The organism is Roseivirga misakiensis, assembly GCF_001747105.1.
GTDB classification, from domain to species: domain Bacteria; phylum Bacteroidota; class Bacteroidia; order Cytophagales; family Cyclobacteriaceae; genus Roseivirga; species Roseivirga misakiensis.
In genome coordinates, this window is record NZ_MDGQ01000003.1 from 797,183 (window position 1) to 821,025 (window position 23,843).

A 23,843-nucleotide genomic window follows, 5' to 3' on the forward strand; every position below is an offset into this window, starting at 1 on the left:
TAGTTGATGGGACATAAAATTGCCATTCTTGGAACAGGAAATGTCGCTTGGCATTTTGCCAGAGTTTTAGAAAATGCGGGTCATGTGATTACGCATGTATTTAACCGAGAAATAGAGAAAGCGGAAAAGTTTGCCCTAGATTTTTTTAATGCATCCACCGGCAACTCCACTGATATGAGTCAAGTGGATGCCTCACTTTTCATTTTAGCCATTAGCGACGATGCCATTGAAGAGATTGCTCAGACATTGGTACTTCCCCACGGAAGCATGTTAATTCACACATCTGGTAGTATACCACTGAGTGCCCTCGGCTATGCCCAAACGCAGAATATCGGCGTGTTATATCCTGTTCAAACTTTGAGCAAAGGTCAACCAATTGATTTTAGTAAAGTCCCACTTTGTATAGAAGGAGAATCTCAGGAAACGCTCAATACCTTAGAGGAGATAGCCAGTGGTATGAGCGAAACAGTTTACCCCTTGTCCAGTCATCAGAGAAAAGTCATTCATTTGGCGGCAGTTTTTGCCTGCAATTTCGCTAATCACATGTTTAGCATTTCCAAAAAGATATTGGAATCGAATCAAATGACATTTGAACTGTTGCAACCTCTAATAGTAGAGACGCTGAATAAATCGCTGGATATAGGACCAGAAAATGCCCAAACGGGACCAGCTAAACGAGGCGACTTAGAAACGCTAGACCAGCAATTTAACGCATTGTCTAACGACGCAGAACTTGCCGAAATCTACAAATTGGTCTCACAGCATATTATGGATACCTACGCAGATTAAGGTTGTCTTCAAATAATATTCAAACAATAGTCCAAACCAATTAAATATAATTCTAAACAGGCGTAGATTTGCATCGTACACACTGACAATGCAAGCGCAGCCACGCCAAAAAAGATCATTTATTTTCAACTACCTAAAACTGGTTAGGGGTTTGAACCTATTCATGGTGGCTTTGACGCAGTATTTAACAGCGATTTTCTTAATCGGAGATCCTGATGGGTGGCTTCAAGTATTAACTAATAAGGGGTTCTTTTTGCTTGTATCAAGCACCGTTATGATCACAGGGGCTGGCTATCTCATTAATGATTATTACGATGTTAAAATTGATCTAGTTAATAAGCCGGGTCGTGTGATCGTTGGTAAAAATCTAAAAAGAAGATGGGTGATCGTCGGGCATACTTTTTTGAACCTAGCCTCGATTGCGATCGGTTTTTACCTATCCATTACCATTGGCATCATTAATTTCATGGCCGCCTTTCTCTTGTGGCTTTACTCAAACCGATTGAAGCGGCATCCATTCATTGGCAATTTTGTAGTAGCTGTACTCACGGGGACTACCCTTTTCCTGGTGAGCGAATACTATGGTGAAAAACAATATCTCATCTTGTGCTATGCCATTTTTGCAGGCTTCATTACCCTAATCCGAGAAATCATCAAAGACTTGGAAGACATGAAAGGTGATGAACGATATGGTTGTAAAACACTACCAATAGTCTTAGGAGTATCAAAAACAAAGAATATCATTTATGGTATAGCTGCTATTTTCCTAACGACTGTTTTTCTTATGATCAGTCATATTTCCATGATTTTACCCATCACCCTGTCCGTTGCACTTATTTTTCTGATCTTTGGGGTTATTAAAGCAGACACCATCAAAGCCTATAACCGCTTGAGCAACTTGTGTAAGCTAATAATGCTTTTAGGGGTGATCAGCATGATCTGGATATGACAAAGAAGAGAATTTCAATCTTCGCATCGGGCGGAGGATCAAATGCATTAAAGTTTTTCGAGTACTTTGAAAATGACCAAGACATAGAAATTGTCTCAGTTTTCACGAATAATAAATCCGCTGGTGTCATAGAAAAAGCGGAACGTTTTTCAATCCCCCATAATGTATATAATCGGAATTATTGGGAAACGGGTGAAGTCATTATTGATCATTTAAAGGACCAAAAGGTAGACTACATTGTACTTGCGGGTTTTATGCTACTCATCCCCTCAGAACTTATTAGAGCCTTCAGCAACCGAATATTTAACATACACCCTGCCCTTTTGCCCAAGTTTGGGGGCAAAGGTATGTATGGCATGAATGTGCATAGAGCAGTGAAAGAAGCCAAAGAAAGTGAATCAGGCATAACGATTCATTTTGTGAATGAACACTACGATGAAGGCGAAATAATTAGTCAAGTATCATGTCCGATCGCACTATCAGATTCACCAGAAGAAATTGCTCAGAAAGTGCTACGCGTGGAACATGAAAATTATCCAAAAGTGATTGCAGAAGTAGTTCGGAAATCCATATAATATCCCTAGTTTTGGGCTTTTATTATCACCCCCTCCGACATGTCGCAAATTAGAATCAAATCCGCTTTAGTATCAGTGTTTTACAAGGATAATCTGGCGCCTATTATTGACTTGTTGAAAGCCAATAATGTGACCATTTATTCAACAGGCGGAACACAAAAATTTATTGAAGATCAAGGTGCCGAAGTCATCCCAGTAGAAGACCTGACAAGCTATCCTTCGATTTTCGGTGGTAGAGTAAAAACGCTCCACCCGAAAATATTTGGAGGAATACTTTACCGAAGGGATCATGAAGGAGATCAAGGCCAAGCTGAAGAGTTCGAAATCCCAAGTATTGATCTTGTGATTGTTGACCTATACCCTTTCGAAGAAACTGTGGCTTCTGACGCTCCAGCTCAGGATATTATAGAGAAAATCGACATCGGTGGTATTTCCTTGATCAGGGCTGCAGCAAAAAATTACAAAGACGTGCTAATCGTATCTTCTCGAGAGCAATACGCTAACTTGGAGGCGCTCTTGAAAGAAAAAGACGGAAGTACTGACTTATCGGATAGAAGAAGATTTGCGGCCGAAGCTTTTGATATTTCATCACATTATGACAGTGCCATTTTCAATTACTTTAATGAAGAAGAGGGCTTAGAGAAATTTAAAGTCAGTGAAAGAACAGGAAAGCAGTTGCGCTATGGTGAAAACCCGCATCAAGAAGGTCATTTCTATGGACCGCTTGGTGAGCTCTTCGATCAACTGAATGGGAAAGAGCTTTCCTACAATAATCTCGTTGACATTGACGCGGCGGTTTCATTGCTAGAAGAGTTTGGTGATGATGAAACTGCTTTTGCAATACTAAAACACACTAATGCTTGTGGAGTGGCCACAGGAGCAAACGTAAAAGAGGCTTACCTCAAGGCTTTTGCAGCCGATACCGTTAGCGCATTTGGTGGCGTGCTTATCTGCAACCAAACCATAGATGCTGCTGCAGCTGAAGAATTACACAAACTGTTTTTTGAAGTACTAATAGCGCCTGGTTTTGATGCGGATGCTTTAGAAATTCTCAAGGCTAAAAAGAACAGAGTACTTTTAGTGAAAAAGCAGAAACTAAATACTCAAAAACAGTACAAAAATCTCTTGAATGGCGTTATAGTGCAGGACAGAGATTTAGTAACTGATAAAGCAGAAGATTTTAAAACTGTTACCAAAAAAGATGTAACTGAGGAACAAAAACGTGCACTCGTATTTGCTTCGAAAATCTGTAAGCATACAAAATCAAATACCATCATATTGGCAAAAGAAGGACAGCTTTTGGCAAGTGGTGTTGGACAAACTTCAAGAGTAGATGCGTTAAGACAGGCAATTGAAAAGGCAAAATCCTTTGGATTTGAATTGACAGGAGCTGTTATGGCATCAGATGCGTTTTTTCCGTTCCCTGACTGTGTTGAAATAGCAAGTGGCGAAGGAATTACCGCAGTTATTCAACCGGGAGGATCAATAAAAGACGAATTGTCGATTAATTTCTGTGATAACAATGATATGGCAATGGTATTTACCGGTACCCGTCATTTCAAACATTAAACACTAGAATACAATAGTAATTCATTAACTTAGTTAACTAATTTAAACCGCAAGGAGACCACTTAAATGGGTTTTTTCGACTTTTTAACCAGTGACATTGCCATAGACTTAGGAACGGCAAACACATTAATCATCCACAAAGACAAAATCGTTGTAGACGAACCATCGATCATTGCGATAGATAAAAATACCAACAAGGTTTTAGCCATTGGTAGAGAAGCGATGAACATGCATGAGAAAACGCATGACAACATCAAAACCATTAGGCCGCTTAAAGATGGTGTGATTGCAGATTTCGAGGCTGCCGAAATGATGATCAAGGGGATGATCAAAATGATCGATCTAAAGAAACGTAGCTTTCTCCCCTCTTCTCACAGAATGGTGATTTGTATTCCATCTGGTATTACGGAAGTAGAAAAACGAGCGGTTCGAGATTCTGCGGAGCATGCCAACGCCAAAGAGGTTTATATGATTTATGAGCCAATTGCTGCTGCTATTGGTACAGGAATTAAAATAGATGAACCTGTTGGTTCTATGATTGTCGATATTGGGGGTGGTACTACAGAAATTGCGGTTATTGCTTTGAGTGGTATTGTTTGCGATCAATCGATCAGAGTGGCTGGTGATACTTTCACGAAAGATATTCTAGACTACATGAGAAGGCAACATAATCTACTCATTGGTGAGCGATCGGCAGAGAAAGTAAAAATAGCCATCGGTTCGGCTTTAACTGAGTTAGAAGACGCCCCAGAGGATTATGAAATCCGTGGTAGAGACTTAATGACTGGAATTCCGAAGGTTATTAAAATTTCATACTCTGAGATTGCCTTCGCCCTGGATAAATCTGTTTCTAAAATAGAAGAAGCTGTTTTGAAGGCATTGGAGATTTCCCCACCAGAACTTTCGGCAGATATTTACGACCGTGGTATTTATTTAACGGGCGGTGGCGCCATGCTTAAAGGTTTAGACAAGCGTTTGGCACTTAAAACAAAGCTTCCAATTCACATTGCCGATGATCCATTAAGGGCTGTAGTTAGAGGAACTGGAGAGTCCTTAAAGAATATTGATTCGTATCGAGCAGTGCTAATGACTTAATAATGGATGGGTCAGCTTCTAGCATTTCTATTTAAATATCGAGCGTTCTTCATTTTTCTATGCCTAGAACTTCTGTGCATAGCACTCATTGTTTCTAATAACGACTACCAAAGAAGCGCCTATATTAACTCCTCCTCTAACTTTGTAGGAGGTATCACGGCAACTTCTGATAACATAGGTGATTATTTTAGTTTAAAAAGAGTGAATAAGGAACTGGCCGAAGAAAACGCCAGGCTTCGAGAGGAACTCCTCAGCACAAAACGTGTAACTATAGACTCTTTAGACAGAATTATCATTGAAACCGACTCGACGAACACTTATAATTACCGTTTGATTTCAGCGGAAATAGTCAAAAACTATATTAGAAATACGAGTAACTTCTTTATGATCGATAAGGGTTATAGAGACAGTATCAAACCAGAAATGGGCGTGACAAGTCCATATGGTGTAATCGGAAAAATACGCTCTGTTTCAAAGAATTTCTCTGTTGGTATCTCTTTACTAAACACCCGTAACTCATTTTCAGTCAAGCATAAAAAATCGGATAGAATTGGTACTGTCCAATGGGACGGTATTGACCCCAAATTTGCTCAATTGCTCTACATTACGCCAGATGTGGATGTTCAACAAGGCGATACAATAGTTACCTCTGGCTTTAGTTCAATCTTTCCGAAGGACCTTATGATCGGGGTAGTAGAATCAAGCCAAAAAGACGCAAATAGCACTTACCTCAACGTGAAAGTGGCCTTGAGCGTCGATTTCGGACGTCTATCGTATGTACAAGTGATTGAAAACATCCAAAAAGTGGAGCAGGATTCATTAATTAATGCAAACCCAGAAGACATTCAATGAATCGGAATACCATCATATTGATCACAAGCTTTATTGTCTTGATTCCGCTACAAATCCTTGTCTTTCAAAACTTTGTATTCTTCAACTTGGGTTTTTGCTTTATTTACCTGCTATTTCTATTGAGTTTGCCACTTGAGGTAAGCATCATCACGGGTATGCTGCTGGCACTTGTTACGGGACTCACAGTAGATATCTTTTATCAAACCTTAGGCATACACGCAGCTGCTGGGGTGTTAATGATGTTTTTAAAGCCTTATTGGTTGAAGCTGAATGTACCGAGGAGTGGCTACGAAGCCAGCCGACTTCCATTGATTCGAGAATACGGTTTAAGCTGGTTTATCGTTTACACCTTACCGCTAATCTTTATCTATACATTATCCGTTCTTTTTATTGAGGCTAGCAATTCTAGCCTGTTTTGGTTAATATTATCTAAAGCACTGGTAACCACATTAGTTACGTTGCTTTTTGTTATTGTCACACAATATATTTTCTACCCCAAATCGAAATAGTAAATGTTAGAAAATAGAAGGTATATCATTCAAGGGTTCTTCGTTTTTATCGGACTTGTTTTTCTTGTGAAGCTTTTTGCTCTACAAATAGTGAATGATACTTATTCTAGACAGGCAGAGAGTAACACCAGACAGCGAATCGTCGAATACCCGTTCAGAGGGTTGATTTATGATAGAAACGATAAGCTGATCGTTTATAATGAGCCCATCTATGACCTGATGGTGATACCCAAAGATATTCAAGTAACCGATACCACATCTTTTTGTAACCTGTTTGAAATTACCAAAGAGGATTTTGAAAAGAATGTATTAAATGCTCGGAAGTACTCCTACGTGAAGCCTTCCACCTTTCTAAAGAAGATTTCTCACGAAAAATATGCGCAGATTCAGGACCAACTCTACAAGTTCAGAGGTTTTTATGTGAACCCACGAACAGTCAGGAGATATTCGAAACCTCTTCTTGCCAATGAGTTGGGCTATATCGGTGAAGTAGATCAGGACTTTTTAGATAAAGACACTACGAATTCATATAAACCCGGAGATTACTTAGGAATAACTGGTCTAGAAGAATCTTATGAAGATCTTTTAAGAGGAAAAAGGGGAGTCAGTTATAAGTTGGTGAACGTCAGCGGTATTGTTAAAGGAGCCTATAAAGGTGGATCAAATGATACAGCATCCATACCTGGCAAAAACTTAATAAGTACAATTGATTTACCGCTTCAAGAATATGCCGAAAAACTGCTCGATGGTAAACGCGGGAGCGTAGTAGCGATAGAGCCTTCTTCAGGAGAAATTCTGGTAATGGCCTCTGCACCCACCTACGATCCGAATTTACTAACGGGTAAGAACCTAGGCGACAACTTCAATAAAATCAAAGTCGACACCACCGCTCCACTTTTCAATCGACCTATAATGGCCCGATACCCTCCTGGATCTATTTTTAAGACAGTGCAAGCATTAATTGCTTTGGATAAAGGGGTAACGACTGTTGACGAAAAAATAAAGGTAAACCTGACTAACATTGGTGACCATGCTCCGGCAGGCATTTATGATGTTAAAAAAGGTATTAGGTACTCCTCTAACAATTACTTCTATGAAGTGATGAGACGCGTTGTACTTCGTGGAAAAGGGTCCAATCTTTTTACCGACAGTGCCATAGGAATGGACGAGTGGAGTGAAGCGGTTAAAAAGTTCGGTTTTGGTAATGTTCTGGGAATTGATATTCCTGGTGAAGTACCTGGTAACGTACCCAATACAGCTACTTACGACAAAATGCACGGCAAAGGAAGGTGGGCCTATAGTGGTGTAAAATCACTATCAATCGGTCAGGGAGAACTATTGGTAACACCACTTCAAGTAGCTAACCTTGGAGCCATCATCGCAAATAGAGGGCACTACATCAAGCCTCATTTAATAAAAGGCATCAAAGAGAACGGCAAAATTGAAGAATTCGAGTACGAAAAAGTCTACACAGGAGATCATACAGAATACTACCCTGAAATTATAGAGGGTATGGCTCAAGCGGCTAAGCAAACTGCTCCTCGCGCAATCATCAACGACATTGAGATTATAGGAAAAACGGGCACGGCTGAAAATGGTAAAAAAGATGAAACGTTAGATCACTCCGTTTTTATGGCATTCGCCCCACGAGAAAACCCTAAAATCGCTATTGCGGTATACGTGGAAAATTCAGGAATGGGCGGCCGTGCTGCAGGTATGACTGCAAGTCTTATCATAGAAAAATACCTTCGCGGATACATTAAGAAGAATTGGTGGAAACGAGAAGAGTATGTCTTAAAGGGTGATTTCATAGACTAGGAGGATCGTTGAGAAGAGAGGGCAGTTTTTTTTCGAACCTAGATTGGTTAACAGTCTTTATTTACTTGATCCTGCTGATCCTCGGTTGGTTCAATATCTATGCCTCTGTTTACGATCCCGTGCAGGATTTAAGTATCCTAGATATGAGCATCGATTCTGGAAAACAGCTCATTTGGATCGGTACCTCTGCTATTTTAATTATTCTTGTACTGCTACTAGATTTTAGAATCTACGAATCAGTTGCCCCCTTACTTTATGGTGTATTTATACTCCTTCTGATAGCCGTGGTTATTGTGGGAAAGGAAACCAATGGCGCTAAAGCCTGGTTTCAATTTGGCGCCTTTAGATTTCAACCCTCGGAACTCGCCAAATTTGCTACAGCACTTTTATTAGCGCGATACGTCTCAACGAACAACGTAAAGCTGACCAATTTCAAAAATCAGATGGTCACATTTACCATCATGTTATTTCCAGTAGCACTCATCATGCTACAGCCAGACTTGGGATCTGCACTGATTTTCTTCTCATTCTTTATCCCAATCTTTAGGGAAGGCTTGCCATCAATATATCTAACGACTGTGCTTTCTATCGTGATTATCGGTACGCTGACCATCGTAACAAGTATTGAAACTATTGCCATAATTCTCGGCTCCATCGGATTGCTTTGGATTTTAATTACTTCAAAATCACTCAAAAACATTCTGCTGACCTTATTAATTGTCGGTGCTAGCATAGGCTTTGCTTCGGGCTTCAATTATGCCTTTAACAATGTGCTACCAACATATCAGCGAGATAGAATAATGATCATCTTTTACCCGAACGCTTTAGACGAGCAGGGTGCGGGGTATAATCTAAACCAATCTAAAATTGCAATCGGTTCGGGAGGTTTTTCCGGGAAAGGTTTTTTAGATGGTACCCAAACTAAATTTGACTTTGTACCAGCGCAAAGTACCGATTTTATCTTTAGTACATTGGCTGAAGAACACGGTTGGTTGGGTTGTGCGCTTATCATCGCACTATTCGTGGCGCTGATGATGAGAATAGTCTTTATCGCAGAGCGGCAAAAATCGCAATTTGCGCGAGTCTATGGGTACAGTATTGCTGGAATAATATTTTTTCACTTCACCATCAACATCGCCATGACCATCGGATTATTCCCTGTCGTGGGAATTCCGCTGCCATTTTTCAGCTATGGGGGTTCCTCACTTTGGTCATTTACGATTATGCTGTTCGTGCTTTTGAAAATTGATATGCACAGAACGCAGGTATTGATGAGAGGTTAGGCAAATCGACGTTCGAGCACACTCATAAAAGCCTCCACTTCTTCGCTATCCATATCCCAGTCTGTATTATACTGATTAGCCCTATTCAAGGCATCCTGTAAGTCGATCGCTTGGTCAATGCTGGTAAAAGCTTCTTTCATTTTAGAATTATCTCCATCGAAAAGGTTATTCTGGAACATAAACTTCTCATTCAGCGTGAGCGAGGACTCGATAGATTTATTAACCTTTCGCTGTAGTTTCTCAGCCAATGTCATCCCTTTTGTAGGTTGATCAAATTGATCATTAATTGTCACGGGTCCATCAGCCACTTTTTCACTCGGTAATTCTTCCTCAATGGGTTGAGGCTGAGGTGCTGGTTCTTCCACAATTGGTACTTCGACAACCTCTTCGATTGAATCGAATAGATCGCTTATTCTATTAGCGGCATTTAATTTATCCAGAAATTCAGGTACATCTACCACTTCCGTTTCACCATTTTCAATCGTTTCATAGGCTTGCAGTATGCTTGACTTGGTATCGAAATCGCCTATTCTATCCGTAAGACTTTTGAACAGTTCTCGATTGGTTTTTATGTATTTAAACTGAAGTTTAAAATCTTGCGGTCGCTCAATTCTATTTAAAATGCTTTCTAAGTAATCTTTTGGTTCAAAAGAGATCAGAATGGCATCTTCAATCGCCTGAGTGAGCAATGGCTCCAAATGCTCCTTATCTATGCTGATGTGATTCGAGAGCACGTTCATAAAACTTTTGAGCGCCTCTTTAACACGTTCGTGATTAAAATCGAAATAAGGGCTCTCTAATCGTTCCACCTCATTTCGCCATTGGTTAAATAAGGAACGAATGATAAAAGAATTAACCTGACGTGAATTAGTCAAAGAAATTAAGCGCTCACCGTCCATTTTACTATGAGACTGGTAGGCATGGTCAATTATATCAGCAGCAATTAATTTACTGATTTCTATAACTGCATGGTTCTTTAACTTGTAGCGCATTGCTTATTTCTTTTGATTTGTAAATTACACGGGTTCGGCAAAAGGCCGGAAAAAGGAAGCCCCTTTTTGTATTGAAAATTCAACACCCAAAAGAACTCACGTCAAATTAAGCATAATGCCCAAAATCCTAATTCGAAATCTGAACAATAAAACCATTTCTGCTAACGAAACCGACGCAACTATATTGGATATAATCCATTCTGAAAATATTGATTGGATGCATGCATGCGGTGGAAAAGGGAAATGCACTACCTGTAAAATGATCGTCCATTCGGGTTTATCATCCTTTGGACCTGATACTGAGCCAGAAACAAGATTAAGAGGCTTGGATCGTCTAGCCGAAAATGAAAGATTGGCTTGCCAATGCCAGCTCAAAGCGGATATTGAAGTTAGCGTAGCCGAAAGTAACAAGTTCCCTCACGTAGAATACTCGGCCTAATATGTTTTTAGAACCTCAGAGTAAAATACCAGGCGAACATAACACGGGCAGCATTGAAGTTGTCTGTGGTTGTATGTTTTCCGGAAAAACTGAGGAATTAATACGCCGACTAAGGCGTGCGACCATCGCCAAGCAACAGGTGGAAATATTCAAGCCCGCTGTTGATACGCGATATGACGATGAAGATGTTGTGTCTCATAATAAGACAGCTATTCGGTCTACACCAGTCCAGTTTGCCTCCGATATACTTCTTCTAACGGGGGAAAGTGATGTCGTTGGCATAGATGAGGCCCAGTTCTTCGATGATCAAATAGTTGATGTTTGCAGAAAACTAGCCAATAGTGGAAAACGCGTTATAGTAGCAGGTTTAGACATGGATGCCAACGGCGAGCCTTTCGGACCCATGCCGCAGTTATTGGCTATTGCAGAATTTGTTACAAAACTACACGCCATATGTACCATAAGTGGATCACTGGCTTCGTTCTCATACAAGCTTACAGATTCTGAAAAAACTGTCGAGCTTGGCGAGGCCGATATTTATGAGGCACGAAATAGGAAATACTTTTATGAAGGTCAGCAAGAGAAAAAGGACAAAAAGAACCAGTAAGCTAGCGGTTCTGGTTTTACTTCTCCTGAACCTATTCATTGACACTGGTTTTGCACAAAGCGAACTACCTATTCTGGGTTGGCGCTCTCATTTTAGTTATGAAAATGTAAAAGCAATTGCTGATGGCAACGGCAAAATCTTCGCGGCAACAGAAAACGCAATTTTCTTTTTCGATCAAGAAGACAATAGCATTAATCTGATCAATAAAAATACTGGCCTTACTGACGTGGCCATTGGTGCCATTGCTTACGATCAGCCGAGAGAAACTTTAATTATTGCTTATCAAAATGGCGGGATTGATTTTTGGTCTGAAACCAGCGGCGTTACCAATATCAGTACTATCCGAGATTCAGAAATAGCTGGTGGCAAGCGCTTGTTGGATATTAAGGTGTTTGAAGATAAACTCTATTTCTCAGGCGATTTAGGAATTGTTGTTTTTGATCAAGTGCGGAATGAGATTACAGAAACATACCGCAATTTGGGACCAAATGGAGAGTCTCTAGTCATCTATGAAACCACATTTGCCAACGATAGCATTTATGCAGTTTCAGAGAGTGGCATTCTCTCCGCCAGCCTACAGGAAGGTGTAAATAGGCAAGATTTTAACAACTGGGAACGGACTTTAACTGGTCTTCCTTTTCAGCACATTAGTTCATTTAGCGATGAAATTATCGCCAGTTCAGATAGCGATTTATTCGTATATAGCGCTGGCGATTGGGTTTTTGAGCGAAACTATAATGAGTCCATTAATGATGTCTACATGGTTAATGAAGAGATTTATTATGTTCTCACCGTTGAGGATCTTTGGGTAACGGGCGACATTTCAGGCTTTAGATCGCTATACAGCGCAGAAGCCAATCAGGTTTTAAATACATTTCTCTTAGTACCTGGTTCAGGCTTAATAGGTGCTTCACGCAACGGTTTATTACAATTTAATGCTTTCAATGTGGCTCCAAATAGCATAAAACCTCTTGGGCCAGCATCTGATCTAGTGATTAAACCTAGTGAATTCGAGGGTGCTATTCATTGGGTTAATACTTCGGGTAGTATCAGTAGTTTTAATCTACAAAACCAATCTTGGTCTACTAGAATCACCCTGGATGGGAATGGGAATATCATTCAAAACCTAACGGACATTGATTTCAGACTGGCTGGAAACGCAAATATCAATTTGCCTATTGTTTCCTCGTTAAACGATGGACCATTCTTTGGAGGTGATGGTTTTAGTGGATTTACGAGCTTATTGGATGACTTTTCCTCTTCTAGTCCGCTGATCAGGATCAACAACAGCTACAGTAATACTTCGATCGAATCTGAATCAGACCTGTTATGGCTGACGACCTCGGGTACCACCAATAGCCTTCACTCCTGGAACGCAATCACAGATGTTTGGAATAGTTATACTTTCAGCTTTCCACAAGGGAGGTTTCCGACTGATTTGTTTATTGGAAGCAATGGTTTTAAATGGATGCCCGTAGCGCTTTCAAGTGGTGGTGGGCTAATGGTTTTTGATGAAACGACTTCACGACAACGATACTTAAACACAAACGGTGGGCAAGGTGGTTTGCCAGGGGCAGAAGTAACTTCCCTAGCCATAGACGATGATGATTTCATCTGGATCGGTACCAATCAAGGCCTCTGCTTCTTTCCTAATCAATCCATAATTCTTGATAATATATCGCTCACGGCAAACGTACCTATCTTTGAAAACAGGCTCTTGCTGAGAAATGAATTTATAACACAAGTACAAATAGACCCTGCCAATAGAAAGTGGTTTGGTACGCGAAACAATGGCTTGTGGCTCTTCAGCGAAACAGGGGAAGAACTTGTATATCATTTTACTACCAGCAATAGCCCATTACCCTCGAACAACATAATCTCACTTCATATTGATAGACCATCTGGTGAACTTTTTATCGGTACCGATAAGGGAATGGTCTCTTTTAGAAGTGATGCTACGGAAGGTACAGCCCAACATGAAAACGTAAAAATTTACCCCAATCCCGTAAATCCCTCTTTTCAGGGCGAAATCGTGATCAATGGTTTAGCTAATAACGCCTTAGTGAAAATTACTGATGTATCAGGAAAACTGGTGAGAGAGGCAAGAGCCAATGGAAGTACATTACTCTGGAATGCCAGAAACATAAATGGTGCAAGAGTAGCGTCGGGCGTTTATTTAGTATTTAGCTCGAGCGCCGATGGTGTGGAGACCTTCGTAGGAAAAATCGTTGTTATATAATGCTCGTTCATACCGAAGGAATTGTCTTTAGTACTGTCAAATTCAAAGAGACATCGATTATTGTAAAGATTTTTACGTCGGCCTATGGGATGCAGTCGTATATCGTAAATGGAGCTCGTAGCCAAAGGTCCAAAGGAAAAATTGCGCTTTACCAACCCCTATCCCTCCTTGATATGGTAGTTTATTACAAGGAGGGAAAAGACATACAGCGCATATCCGAGACCAAGTTTGCCCAGACTTATACAGAAATTCCTTTTGATCCGGTTAAGAGAACGATCGGCATATTTATAACGGAGGTTTTTGGGAAGGTTTTAAGGGAAGAAGGAGAAAACTCGGTGCTATTTGAATTTCTATTCAACTCACTTCAAATTTTCGATCGCCTACGTGACAATGTAGCTAATTTTCATCTTCAAATTTTATTAAAAGCGACACATCACCTTGGATTTGGACCTGCCAATGCAGATGATTTTGTACTTCAACTTAGCGAATCAGGTTTTCATTTGAGTATAAGCTTAGAAGAGAAAAAAAGTCTTGACTTGCTGATGGAATCAAACTACGGAGAGAACATTCCGCTCAGCCTATCTTTCCGCCGAGAGGTGTTAGATCATATTATTAAGTACTATAAGGTGAACTCTGGGAACCTGCGGGAAATCAAATCCTTAAGCGTTCTCAAAGTCATTTTTGAGTAGTCTTTTCTCCATTTTAATTATTAATTTCGATACAAATCCATTTTGCTATGAGCGCTAAACTCTACGATGAAATTCCTTCATTAGACCTTGCAGATTTTACCAGTGGAAATGCTGAAAAAAAAGCAGCTTTCGTTCAAACACTAGGAGAAGCCTACCATAATATCGGTTTCGTGGCCATCAAAAATCATGGCCTAACTGATGAAATGACCTCAAGATTGTACGACACAATCAAAAAATTCTTCGCGCTGTCTGATGAGACCAAACAGCAATATGAAATACCAGAATTGGCTGGTCAGAGAGGCTATATAGGCAAAGGTAAAGAGCATGCGAAAGGCAGAAAAACTGGCGATTTGAAGGAGTTCTATCACATTGGTCAACTGGTAACAGATGGTGATCAAATTGGATCGGAATATCCAGATAATATTTGGCCTGATGAGCTTCCAGAAATGGAAGAAATTGGGATGCATGTTTATAAAACATTAGAAGCTACAGGCATAAAAATGCTTCAAGCAATCGCCTTGTATTTGGGACTTGATGAGCACTATTTCGATAACAAGGCACATAATGGAAATAGCATTTTGAGGCCTATTCACTATTTCCCGATCGAAAACCCCGAGGAAGTTCCTGCCGATGCTGTAAGGGCTGCTGAACATGGTGATATTAACCTAATTACACTCCTAATGGGAGCCAGCGCCGATGGTTTACAAGTACTGCGTAGAGACAATAAATGGATTCCGATCACCGCTCTACCTGACCAAATTATTGTTAATGTCGGCGATATGCTTTCAAGACATACAAACAATAAACTAAAATCGACCATTCACAGGGTAGTGAATCCCCCAAAGGAGCAAATGAAAACATCTCGTTTTTCTATTCCTTTCTTTATGCACCCACGATCCGATATGGATTTGACTGTTCTAGAAAACTGCATTGACAGTGATAACCCTAAGCTTTACGACGATATCACTGCCGGTGAGTTCTTACAACAGCGTCTAGCTGAAATAGGCCTGAAAAAGAACTAAGGGAGGCCATGGCTGTAAAGCGCATACGCTACTTCATTTTCATCAAAGACGTCATGTCATTGGCATTGACTGCTTTCGGTGGTCCTCAAGCGCATATCGCCATGTTTATAAAAATCATGGTGGAAAAGAGGGGTTATATCACTGAGGAAGAACTCATAGAGCTCAATGCACTGTGTCAAATTCTACCGGGGCCTACCTCCACTCAAACTGTAACAGCTATTGGCTATCGAATAGGGGGAGCTAACCTTGCCTATCTTACATTATTGGTCTGGATGATTCCTGCCGTTAGCATCATGACCACAGCGGCTATTTTGATTAATTCCTACCAGACCAAAAATCTAAGTTTAGAGTTTACCAGATTTATACAGCCGATGGCCGTAGGCTTTATCAGCTATGGTGCCTTTACGATCGCCAAAAAGGTAATAAATACTAAAACGGCTATCATTTTAATGATTTTATCGGCTGTGGTTACGTATTTCATTACCACACCTGCTGCCTTACCAATAGTGCTTGTAGTAGCAGGGAGTATCACTGCTTTTAAATACAAAAAGCAGGAAATGGCCATTAAAGAAAAGATAAAAATCAAGTGGGGAAACTTTACTTTATGGGCTTTGGTATTAGTAGCAGCGGCTTTATTGGGCGCACTAACCCAAGACAGGTTTGTACTCCTATTTGAGAATTTTTACCGAAATGGCAGTTTAATTTTTGGTGGAGGCCAGGTTCTTATTCCTTTCCTTAACACCGAGTTTGTTGAGTTCAAAGGCTATTTATCTTCCGAAGAATTTCTTTCTGGATTGGCCATGGTACAAACTGTACCGGGACCAGTATTTTCTGTGAGTTCTTTTGTTGGAGCGTTATCCGTTAGAGATTTGGGCATTGGAGGTCAAATCCTTGCTGGCTTTATTTCGGCCTGTGGAATTTTTCTACCCGGTACATTCTTGATCTTTTTTATTATTAGGTTTTGGGATAGCTTAAAAACTTACCGTGTGGTAAGGGCATCCTTGGAAGGTATTAATGCGGCGAGTTCCGGAATGGTTGCCGCGGCAGCCTTTATTCTTTTCGAACCTATTCAAGGATCCGTGATGGATGTATCAGTAGTTTTAGGGACATTCCTTTTATTGACACTTACCAAGATTCCACCTCCGCTAATAATTCTTGGCGGATTATTAGCAGGCTTCTTAATCTAAGTATTCGATACTTAAGCTTGAATTATCGATTCGGACATTCGACTTGACACCCATTATTAAAGGGTAGTTTTCTTTTTCATGCCCAGCGCTTAACCCATAGGCAACTGGAATATCTAGATGGGCAAAGTAGTTATGGATTAACTCATCGACATCTTCCTCAAAATAATTTTGTGGGTCTGTGATGTTAGAAAAGCTCCCGATAATCACGCCAGCGAGTTGTTCAAGTTTACCCACACGCTGAAGCTTATTGAACATTCTGTCGATACTATACTTAGCTTCTCCCACTTCTTCTAGGAAAAGGATATTATTTGCTGTGTCGATTTCATTCGCTGCCCCGATCGACTCACAAACCAAAGTCAAATTACCGCCAACTATTTTTCCAGAGCAGTCGCCGCTGATAGTAAGCGATGATGGTTCTAATGGATATTCGAACTTCCGCTGTCCAAATAGCAGAGCTTTGAGATATTCATCACTCTCAGCGTCTTGACCGATCGTCAGCGCAACTGGGCCATGAATCGATGGAATCTTAAACCTATTTGCTTGTAAAAGCATGCTAGTTAAATCACTAAATCCAACCAACCATTTCGGTTGCGTTTGAAATTTTCTGAAATCGATTTTATCAAGGATTCTTGTAGTGCCATAGCCTCCTCTTGCAAAAATAACCGCCTTTATTTCAGGGTTGTCTAGTGCATTTTGGAGGCCTTTAATGCGTTCACGATCGGTACCAGCGAAATATCCTTCTTGTTTATGGACAATATCATCTATCATGACATCCAAACCCCATTTTTCTAATGTCTCTAAACCAGCTTCAATCGATGATTCTAATCGTTTAGCAGTCGCTACTACGATTACCTTATCACCAGATTTTAGAGCTGTTGGGCATTTCATTAGCACAAAATAAAAAACCCCTTGGTTAGAAGGGGTCTTTAAAAGAATATTTTACTTCGGATTACTTGTCGTTTCCAGTATCGGCTGTTTCAGCTGGTGCGTCACCTGGGCTTGGCTGCTTCGGCATTTCAACGCCTAATTTCGCAAAAACCTGCTCAGTAATGTTAAGTGAATCGTCTGCAGCAAGTACAATTCCATCTCCTGAGGCAGAAACTCTCATGTTAAGAATCATATTATATCCCAATTCTTTTCTTACCTCTTCAATGGCCGTTTGAACCTTAGCGTAAACTGGGTTCATAAGGGTAGCCTCTTTTGCTTGTAAAGCTTGTTGTGCTTGCGCAGTATAGTCTTTCAGTTCTTTGTCCAACCTAATAACCTCATTCTCTTTTTCCTTTACTGCAGCTTGGTTAGCGTTAGGCTGCTGAGCCATTGCCTGAAGTTCTGAGTATTTGGTTTGAAATGTTGTTTGCTTTGCTTGGACGTTACTTCCTAGCTGTCCTTCATAGGTTTTAACCTCAGATCTGATACCCTCTATCTCTGGCATGCTGTACACGATAAACTCCAAGTATGTAAATCCAATTTTGAAGTCTTGCGCTTGAGTGGCTCCATACATAAACAATGCAACCACCATCATCATTAATCTACGCTTCATGATCTTATATTTTAATGTTTCAGTTCCTTTAATTCTGTTCTATTATGCCTAATTCTTCTAGTACGAATTCCGTATAATCATGGACAGGATTTGAATATGCTATTCCAATGTCCGCGGACTTATCGAAAAGATAGTCCAAACCATACTTCTTACATACCACCTCCACAGTTTGGCTCACTTTTGTTCTAAGTGGAAGTAACAACTCGTCTACCTTCTTAAAGTAAAGTCCGTTGTAGCCAAAGAGGTCAGTACTTCTTTTGGCCGCCTCTTCTTGTTTTTCTTGAATGGCTTTTGCCCTATCCTTTTTCATTTCGGACGTCAAAAGTACCTCTGTCGCTCTTAGCTCTGCTCGCATTCTTTCAGCCTCGTTATACAAACTCCGTACCTCTTTGTCATAAGAAGCAGAAAGTGCTTCTAATTCCTTGAGTTTTTCGGCATACTCTGGCATTTTATTCAGAACATATTCTGAGTCATAATGCCCGAATTTTTGGGCTAAAGCGCTTTGAGCAGGCGCAAAGATAAAGATTAATGCTAGGATTACTAGAGTGGAAAATATTTTGTACATGTTACCTTATTTGTTGTCCAATTGTAAAATGTACCTGAGAACCAGACTGAATAGCCGGAGAGAAAGAGTCATCAGAATCGAAACCATGAGCCCAATCAACACCGAGTAATCCAAAGGCTGGCAAGAAAATTCTTGCACCAAAACCAGCTGACCTAAATAGCTTTCTAGGCGTATATTCAGAAAAATCAATCCAAGTATTACCTGCTTCCATAAAGGCCAATAAATAAATAGTAGAGCCAGGTTTGAGTGATACCGGGTATCTTAACTCCGCAACAAACTTGTTGTATACAACCCCTCCTCTAAAACCAGTATTGGCGTCAACAGGATCAATTATGTTATCGTCATAACCTCTCAACGGAATTATATCCTGCCCTATTATAAAATTATTCGCGCCATTTAGTCCATTACCTCCTAGGAAGAATCTTTCAAACGGACCAGAATCTGTTTTATCAGAGTAAGTTCCGATAAAGCCCATGTGTGCTCTTGCGTTGATCACGAACTTACTATTCAATGGAATAAATAATGATAAGTCCATCATCCATTTATGGTATTCCACAAATTCATATCTGTCTTCTTCGCTCAATTCTGGATCAGCAAATTTGTCTGGGTTTAGTAGTGACCATGGCGGAGTTGCGTTTACTGATAGCGTAAACTGCGAACCATATGTCGGGAATTGAGGGTTGTCAATATTACTTCTGGAAACAGTAGTATTGAATGTCAAACTGTGTGATTGACCAGTAGAGAAACCAAGTGTATTACCAAAATTGAATACATCGTAAAATTGGTAAGCGATGGTATTCTGAACTTGGAAGTAATCATCCGGCCATCTCAATCTTCTTCCTAAACCAACAGTTACTCCAGTTGCCTTTAAGAATCCTAAAAGGTCGTTAGTGATTGGCTGAATAGTTCTATTCGAGGTTCTACTTAAGCTGACCGTGAAGTTATTTGGTTTTTTACCACCGAGCCATGGTTCAGAAAAGACTAAGCTAGTACTTCTAAATCTTCTACCATTCGATTGTAATTGTAGTGATAGTTTTTGGCCATCGCCACTCGGATAAGGTCTCCACTTACTCCAATCTCCGATATTGTTTACCGAAAAGTTATTCAGTGAAAGGCCAACGGTTCCAACAAAACCAAATGGACCTCCGAATCCACCAGACAACTGAATCTGGTCTGAGGATTTCTCGACTAGGTCAAATACGATGTCTACAGTTCCATCTGCCAAATTAGGAATTGGTTGTGGGTTAATTTGTTCAGGGTCGAAATAGCCTAGTTGACCAAGTTCCTGAATGGTTCTGATTAATTCTCTTCTACTATATTTCTGACCCGGAAGTGTTCTGATTTCTCTAAGAATAACGTGATCACTCGTACGATCATTTCCGTTGAGAATAATACGCTTGATAGTGGCTTGTTCACCCTCTGTCATTCTCATTTCAATGTCGATAGAGTCATTTTCCGCCCTGACTTCTACGGCTTGAATCCTAAATGTAAGATAACCGTCGTCTGAATAAAGTGACATGATATCTCCACCTCCCGGGCCAGCAAACTGAGTTCTTTCATCGAGCTTTTGTCGATTGTAAACATCACCTTTTCTGATATCTAATTTTTCTGTCAATACAGAATCGGTGTATTTGAAGTTACCAATCCATTCTATGTTTCGGATATAGTACTTTCTACCTTCATCGACTTCCACTTTTAGATCGATAAAGTCATCGTTTACCTTGACGATCTCATCACTTAATATCTCGGCATCTCTATATCCTTTTGAGTTATAGAAGGAAATTAAACTGGCCTTATCGTCGTCAAAATCAGTGCTAATGAATTTGGAACCCTTCAGAAAGTTTAATTTGACATTGTCATTTAAGAACTTTTTGAAATCAGTTTTAGATACCTCGTAAGAGGAGTCAACGTAATTTCTAATCGAATTTGGATTTGTTTTAAAAACTTCGTCGAAGAGTTTAGAAACCAACCAAAATCTCGGCTTCTCAGCGGTATTTTTCAGTGTTCTTTTTAATCTCTTATCGGTAAATGATTCGTTTCCATCGAAGTAGATTTTGTTAATCTTTACTTTAGATTTTTTATCGACATCAAAATTTAACCTTACTCTATCCGCAAATAAGGAATCTTCAATTTGTTCCGTTTTTACTGTTGTGTTCAGGAATCCTTTCTCAATAAAAAATTTACGAATTACGATTTCTGAATTCTTGATAAGTGCTGGAGTGGCTACTTTACCACTAATATTGAGTTGCTCTATGATTTCTGACTCTTGAGAAGAGTTTACGTTTGCAATTTTTGCTTCCTGGATTCTTGGGCGTTCAGAAACTCGAACTTCTATAAATGCTCGATCTCCTTCGGTTTTAGTCAACCAAAACTGCACATCTGCAATAATTCCTTGGCTCCATAATTTTTTGATACCATCCGAGATTTCAGCCCCTGGAATAGGAATTCTGTCGCCAACTTTAATACCTGTCAGCGCGAGTAATGCACTCTCCTGTAGCCCTACAAGGCCAGTTATAGAGATATCAGCGATTTCAAAAACCTTCGGGTTAGAATAATCTATTTGTACTCCATCCCCAGCATTCACCTGATACCTGTTTTGTGCAAAACCAGATATGCACAACATCAGAAACATGACAGCTACTACTAACTTTCTCATCCGCTTTATCAACTCTTTATTTGCTCGCTTGTCATTCCGAACCTTCTTTCTCTATTCTGATAAGATACAATTGCCTCGTACAAATCCTTTTTTCTATAGTCGGGCCACAAAGTATCTGTTATGTAAAACTCCGTATAAGCCATCTGCCAAAGTAGAAAATTGCTAATACGTTGTTCTCCGCTTGTTCTTATCAACAATTCAGGATCGGGTATACCTGATGTATTTAAGTATTTATTTATTAATTCTTGATCAATATTTTCAGCATCAACCTTTCCTTCGGCCACGTCTTTTGCGATCGCTTTAGTGGCTTGGGCAATATCCCACCTTCCACTGTAGCTTAGGGCTAAAACCAACACCATTCGGTCGTTATTCTTAGTTTTTGCCATCGCCTCAGCCAACTCTCGCTGACATTTTTCTGGTAGACTTTTAGTATCACCAATCGTATCTAACCGAATACCATTGTCCATCAAAGTCTTCATTTCGGAAACCAACGTTGAAACTAAAAGCTCCATTAGTGCATTTACTTCAACTTTTGGCCTAGACCAGTTTTCGGTAGAAAATGCGTACAACGTGAGGTATTCTACGCCAAGTTCTGCGCAGCCTTCTGTCACATCTCTGACAGCTTTGATCGCATTTTTGTGTCCAAAAATCCTCGCAGCGCCCTTTTTCTTAGCCCAACGTCCATTCCCGTCCATAATGACGGCAATATGTTTTGGCAGGGATTCTGATATGATTTGTTCCTTCATTCTCCGGATTTCTCAAAAAGCAAGCGCGAAGGTACGAAAATGGAATTGGTTTTTAAATCTCCTAATAAACTCTTTCTCAGAGATTAATAGAACGGTTTGGGACAGACTATTTTGTAGAAAGTATAACTCAATGAAAATCCTGTGAAAAACATCACATCGTCATCATTTGGATTACCTCCTCGATAGTCTTTGATATTGGGAGTTTTCAATGAAACATTGTCCAAAAAGTCAGAATTGGTTTTGATCGCCGAAGTAGATATACCAAGTACCCATCTTCGATTCATTTTGATTTTAATTCCGATCCCTACTGGTGCTCTGAATTGAACACCTGAAGAGTAATTATTACCCAACTGATCTTCGCCTTGAAGCCTATAAGCGCCTAGTCCGAAAAATAGATAAGGCGTCCAGTGTTGATCCAACTTTTCATTTCTATAGTCGAGAAAGTTATACTCCAGAATCATATCTGTGTTTACAAATCGACTAGAAAAAGAAGCTCTCCTATTTGCTGAAAATACGTCAAATGCTTCATCATCAGCACCTTTTAAACGACCTCGGCCTACGGAAAACCGTAAACTAACCCCATCATTAATGTGCTTTCTGAAGAAAAACTGACCGCCTAGTGTATTGTTGCTGAAGTCATACTGTCGTACGACGTCACCAAGATAATTATACCCACCTAATTCAATACCTATCTCAGTATTTTGAGCTTTCAATCCTGTTGAAAGCATTACAAATAACAGACTTATCAAAAAGACAGGCCTGTCCAGTTTATCCGTATGATATGATTGCAAGCTAGAGAACAAAGAGAAATTGTTTTTTAAGGTCTCAGTTAAATATTGTTAACTCAATTGCGGGCGTCTAAACCCCAGTTCAATTTTTGACGCAAGGTATCAAAATACCTGTCATTGTTAAAACGAACGAGTTTTGCCTCAAATTCTTCTCTCCTAACGGAAATTTTTGCGCTATCGTCTATGCTTTGCGATCGAGAATCTAATGAAACCATGAATTGCTTTGATCTACCCTCTATTTCAAATGTGATCTCGCTAGTATCAGAAACAATGATCGGGCGAACGTTTAGGTTGTGTGGACTGACCGGGGTAATGATGAAATTTTTCTGTGTTGGATGTACAAGTGGTCCTCCACAACTTAAAGAATAGCCCGTGGAGCCTGTTGGTGTAGCTACAATTAGTCCATCGGCCCAGTATGAGTTCAAATAATCCCCATCGACATAGGTATGTACCACTATCATTGAGGAGGTTTCCTTTTTTACGATGGTTAGTTCATTTAAACCGAAGTTATAGGGCTGAAAAATTCCCTGATCCGAACCTACTCTTATCAGTGACCTTGATTCTACGGTAAATTCTCCAGAAACTAGACGCTGAAATGTATCTCTTATATCATTTCGAGGTGTATTCGCTAAAAAACCAAGCCTTCCCAAGTTAATACCCACGATCGGCGTCTCGGAGCGATTGGTGTAGGTGATCGTATCTAAAATTGTCCCATCACCCCCCAAACTGAGTATAAAATCAAAAGAGGAAAGGTCATCACCAAGCTTAAAAGTATCTAGATGGCCTGTAGAAAAGTCTTTCTCGTTCAGATCAGATTTGTATAATTCAGAAATAGCCGCTTCAATACTATGCTTTTCGAGTAACTGAAAAACATCGTTGATACACCCTTGTGCTTCAGGGCCTGTACTTTTTCCATGAAGGGCAATTCTCATAT

General features: G+C 40.0%; 23 protein-coding genes. 15 read left to right on the top strand and 8 right to left on the bottom strand.

Features of this window, described 5'->3' with window-relative positions; translation table 11 throughout:
* Positions 1 to 6: 6 nt before the first annotated feature.
* The 9 genes from BFP71_RS03850 to rodA all read left to right on the top strand — a co-directional run bounded on the left by BFP71_RS03850 (position 7) and on the right by rodA (position 9,439).
* Positions 7 to 789, top strand: coding sequence for a Rossmann-like and DUF2520 domain-containing protein (locus tag BFP71_RS03850; protein WP_069834112.1), 783 nt, complete (start codon positions 7 to 9; stop codon positions 787 to 789).
* An 88-nt stretch (positions 790 to 877) separates the two neighbouring features.
* Positions 878 to 1,738: a geranylgeranylglycerol-phosphate geranylgeranyltransferase gene (locus BFP71_RS03855; protein ID WP_088124863.1), complete on the top strand. Its 861-nt coding sequence runs from the start codon at positions 878 to 880 to the stop codon at positions 1,736 to 1,738.
* A complete protein-coding gene (purN, locus tag BFP71_RS03860; protein ID WP_069834114.1) occupies positions 1,735 to 2,313 on the top strand; it encodes a phosphoribosylglycinamide formyltransferase in 579 nt (192 codons plus the stop codon). The genes BFP71_RS03855 and purN overlap by 4 nt, the downstream gene beginning before the upstream one ends.
* A gap of 39 nt (positions 2,314 to 2,352) precedes the next feature.
* Entirely contained in the window at positions 2,353 to 3,882 is a 1,530-nt protein-coding gene (gene purH, locus BFP71_RS03865; protein ID WP_069834115.1) for a bifunctional phosphoribosylaminoimidazolecarboxamide formyltransferase/IMP cyclohydrolase, read from the top strand.
* A gap of 66 nt (positions 3,883 to 3,948) precedes the next feature.
* Complete coding sequence (locus BFP71_RS03870) at positions 3,949 to 4,977, top strand: rod shape-determining protein (protein ID WP_069834116.1); 1,029 nt, start codon at positions 3,949 to 3,951, stop codon at positions 4,975 to 4,977.
* Positions 4,978 to 4,983: 6 nt separating this feature from the next.
* Entirely contained in the window at positions 4,984 to 5,829 is an 846-nt protein-coding gene (gene mreC / locus BFP71_RS03875; protein ID WP_069834117.1) for a rod shape-determining protein MreC, read from the top strand.
* Entirely contained in the window at positions 5,826 to 6,338 is a 513-nt protein-coding gene (locus BFP71_RS03880; protein WP_069834118.1) for a hypothetical protein, read from the top strand. Before mreC ends, BFP71_RS03880 begins: the two co-directional genes overlap by 4 nt.
* 3 nt (positions 6,339 to 6,341) lie before the next feature.
* Positions 6,342 to 8,156 (top strand): penicillin-binding transpeptidase domain-containing protein, encoded by a 1,815-nt coding sequence (locus tag BFP71_RS03885; RefSeq protein WP_069834119.1) that lies wholly within the window; start codon positions 6,342 to 6,344, stop codon positions 8,154 to 8,156.
* Between the two features lie 8 nt (positions 8,157 to 8,164).
* Entirely contained in the window at positions 8,165 to 9,439 is a 1,275-nt protein-coding gene (rodA, locus tag BFP71_RS03890; RefSeq protein WP_069834120.1) for a rod shape-determining protein RodA, read from the top strand.
* On the opposite strand, the gene BFP71_RS03895 is transcribed toward rodA, so the two are convergent.
* On the bottom strand, positions 9,436 to 10,431 hold the full coding sequence (locus BFP71_RS03895; protein ID WP_069834121.1) for a hypothetical protein: 996 nt from the start codon (positions 10,429 to 10,431) through the stop codon (positions 9,436 to 9,438). The two genes, rodA and BFP71_RS03895, sit on opposite strands and share 4 nt — an antisense overlap.
* Before the next feature lie 115 nt (positions 10,432 to 10,546).
* Here BFP71_RS03895 and BFP71_RS03900 point away from each other — a divergent pair, with 115 nt between their 5' ends.
* From BFP71_RS03900 to chrA, 6 genes are read left to right on the top strand one after another with little or no spacing between them, the layout of a single operon-like run.
* Entirely contained in the window at positions 10,547 to 10,870 is a 324-nt protein-coding gene (locus BFP71_RS03900; protein ID WP_069834122.1) for a 2Fe-2S iron-sulfur cluster-binding protein, read from the top strand.
* 1 nt (position 10,871) lies between these two features.
* Positions 10,872 to 11,477: a thymidine kinase gene (locus BFP71_RS03905; protein ID WP_069834123.1), complete on the top strand. Its 606-nt coding sequence runs from the start codon at positions 10,872 to 10,874 to the stop codon at positions 11,475 to 11,477.
* Positions 11,437 to 13,716 (top strand): type IX secretion system anionic LPS delivery protein PorZ, encoded by a 2,280-nt coding sequence (gene porZ, locus BFP71_RS03910; protein ID WP_069834124.1) that lies wholly within the window; start codon positions 11,437 to 11,439, stop codon positions 13,714 to 13,716. The genes BFP71_RS03905 and porZ overlap by 41 nt, the downstream gene beginning before the upstream one ends.
* On the top strand, positions 13,716 to 14,405 hold the full coding sequence (recO, locus tag BFP71_RS03915; protein WP_069834125.1) for a DNA repair protein RecO: 690 nt from the start codon (positions 13,716 to 13,718) through the stop codon (positions 14,403 to 14,405). Before porZ ends, recO begins: the two co-directional genes overlap by 1 nt.
* Positions 14,406 to 14,452: 47 nt before the next feature.
* Positions 14,453 to 15,427, top strand: coding sequence for an isopenicillin N synthase family dioxygenase (locus tag BFP71_RS03920; protein ID WP_069834126.1), 975 nt, complete (start codon positions 14,453 to 14,455; stop codon positions 15,425 to 15,427).
* A gap of 8 nt (positions 15,428 to 15,435) precedes the next feature.
* Positions 15,436 to 16,614: a chromate efflux transporter gene (gene chrA / locus BFP71_RS03925; RefSeq protein ID WP_069834127.1), complete on the top strand. Its 1,179-nt coding sequence runs from the start codon at positions 15,436 to 15,438 to the stop codon at positions 16,612 to 16,614.
* On the opposite strand, the gene BFP71_RS03930 is transcribed toward chrA, so the two are convergent.
* The 7 genes from BFP71_RS03930 to BFP71_RS03960 all read right to left on the bottom strand — a co-directional run bounded on the left by BFP71_RS03930 (position 16,606) and on the right by BFP71_RS03960 (position 23,841).
* Positions 16,606 to 17,502 carry a S66 peptidase family protein gene (locus BFP71_RS03930; protein WP_069834128.1) on the bottom strand — a complete coding sequence of 299 codons (897 nt, stop codon included), beginning with the start codon at positions 17,500 to 17,502 and terminating at the stop codon, positions 16,606 to 16,608. The genes chrA and BFP71_RS03930 overlap by 9 nt on opposite strands.
* A 61-nt stretch (positions 17,503 to 17,563) precedes the next feature.
* Positions 17,564 to 18,154 carry an OmpH family outer membrane protein gene (locus BFP71_RS03935; protein ID WP_088124865.1) on the bottom strand — a complete coding sequence of 197 codons (591 nt, stop codon included), beginning with the start codon at positions 18,152 to 18,154 and terminating at the stop codon, positions 17,564 to 17,566.
* Between the two features lie 28 nt (positions 18,155 to 18,182).
* Entirely contained in the window at positions 18,183 to 18,719 is a 537-nt protein-coding gene (locus BFP71_RS03940; protein WP_069834130.1) for an OmpH family outer membrane protein, read from the bottom strand.
* Between the two features lies 1 nt (position 18,720).
* Positions 18,721 to 21,375 (bottom strand): BamA/OMP85 family outer membrane protein, encoded by a 2,655-nt coding sequence (locus BFP71_RS03945; protein WP_069834131.1) that lies wholly within the window; start codon positions 21,373 to 21,375, stop codon positions 18,721 to 18,723.
* Between the two features lie 8 nt (positions 21,376 to 21,383).
* On the bottom strand, positions 21,384 to 22,121 hold the full coding sequence (locus BFP71_RS03950; RefSeq protein ID WP_069834132.1) for an isoprenyl transferase: 738 nt from the start codon (positions 22,119 to 22,121) through the stop codon (positions 21,384 to 21,386).
* Positions 22,122 to 22,204: 83 nt separating this feature from the next.
* The gene (porG, locus tag BFP71_RS03955) at positions 22,205 to 22,924 is read right to left on the bottom strand and encodes a type IX secretion system protein PorG (protein WP_317040704.1); all 720 of its coding nucleotides are present in this window, start codon (positions 22,922 to 22,924) and stop codon (positions 22,205 to 22,207) included.
* 41 nt (positions 22,925 to 22,965) lie between these two features.
* The gene (locus BFP71_RS03960) at positions 22,966 to 23,841 is read right to left on the bottom strand and encodes an NAD kinase (protein WP_069834134.1); all 876 of its coding nucleotides are present in this window, start codon (positions 23,839 to 23,841) and stop codon (positions 22,966 to 22,968) included.
* Positions 23,842 to 23,843 lie beyond the last annotated feature (2 nt).